Consider the following 1,087-nt stretch of genomic DNA (forward strand, 5'->3'; position numbering starts at 1 on the left):
TTTCCACCCGCCTATCTATCCAGCCCTCACCGCGGGTGCGGGATGTCAACATTCGTCAACCAAGCGGCACCGTGCCCTGCACCTCGCACACGGCGCCTCTCGCATCCGCGGCCCTCGCGCGCGTGCGCGTACTGCGCCGGAAACCGCAACTGAAACCCGGGCCGCGACCTTGCCATTTCCTACCCACGTCCCCGGTGCGATCGGCCCCGATCCGATGGCTATCGGCTGCTATTCTTTGCCGTGATGCAATGCGCCGGATGAATAATCGTTGATTATTTTTCAGTCCGCGATGCACCTCGGAACCGATGCAGGACAAGGGATCAAGCCCGATTTGAAATCCGCCCCGTCGCCTGCGCCGGCTGATCCAGGCCGTTCGCGCGACGGGTGACGGACCTTGCGGGAAAAAACGACGGGCGGGCGGGAGCCTATCCCGACCTTTTTTAGGGGCGGCAAAACCCCGTCGAGGAGCGCACCCGAGAGAAGCCGTCTAGGAGCCTCACCAGCGGCCGAGAAGGGGTGCGGGGTATACCGCCCTACCTGAACCCATCGAAAGCCGCCCACGGGCTTCCCGTGCGGCGGGAAACGCCATCCTGTGACCCCACCTGCCCTTCCGCCGCGGCTGTAACAGTGCGATACGTTACGCGATCCAGGCATGAGGGCAGGACCATGAGCGCGGACCCGATGCACGGCATCGAGATCGAGACCTTGAACCTGCCCCCGGCTCGCGGACCCGGAAGCGGGAAAGAGGCGTGGGTGGAAGCGGCATACCGGCTCGCCGATGCGAACGTGCGGGCCTTCGCCTCGATCGAGAAGCAGTCCGCTGTGATCCGTGCGCTCGAAGCCGAGAACGATCGCCTGCGGGCGCTCGCATCGAGGAAGCCGAAAGGTGGGCGGGCGCGGTTGGAGGACACGGTGGTGTCGGCGATCCGGGCCGATCTCGCGGCCGGCCTGTCAACGCGGGCGACGGCGGCCCGGCACGGCGTCTCGGCTATGACCGTCTCTCGGGTGCGGCGCAGCCCCTCAGAGGCGCAGGGAAGCCCGTAGGCGGGCGCTTCCAGTCGGCACTACTTTGCTGCGCGGGAAGGGG

Annotated in this window: 1 protein-coding gene; it reads left to right on the plus strand. The window is 66.6% G+C overall.

Annotated features, from left to right (window positions below; genetic code table 11):
* Positions 1–666: 666 nt before the first annotated feature.
* On the plus strand, positions 667–1,044 hold the full coding sequence (locus G407_RS0121315) for a hypothetical protein (RefSeq protein WP_029032435.1): 378 nt from the start codon (positions 667–669) through the stop codon (positions 1,042–1,044).
* The last annotated feature ends 43 nt before the right edge of the window (positions 1,045–1,087 follow it).

The organism is Salinarimonas rosea DSM 21201 (genome assembly GCF_000429045.1).
GTDB classification, from domain to species: Bacteria; Pseudomonadota; Alphaproteobacteria; order Rhizobiales; family Beijerinckiaceae; genus Salinarimonas; species Salinarimonas rosea.

What these genes read in the sequence shown, in the direction of transcription:
- G407_RS0121315 (WP_029032435.1), top strand. Translation starts at nt 667, where the DNA reads ATGAGCGCGGACCCGATGCACGGCATCGAGATCGAGACCTTGAACCTG.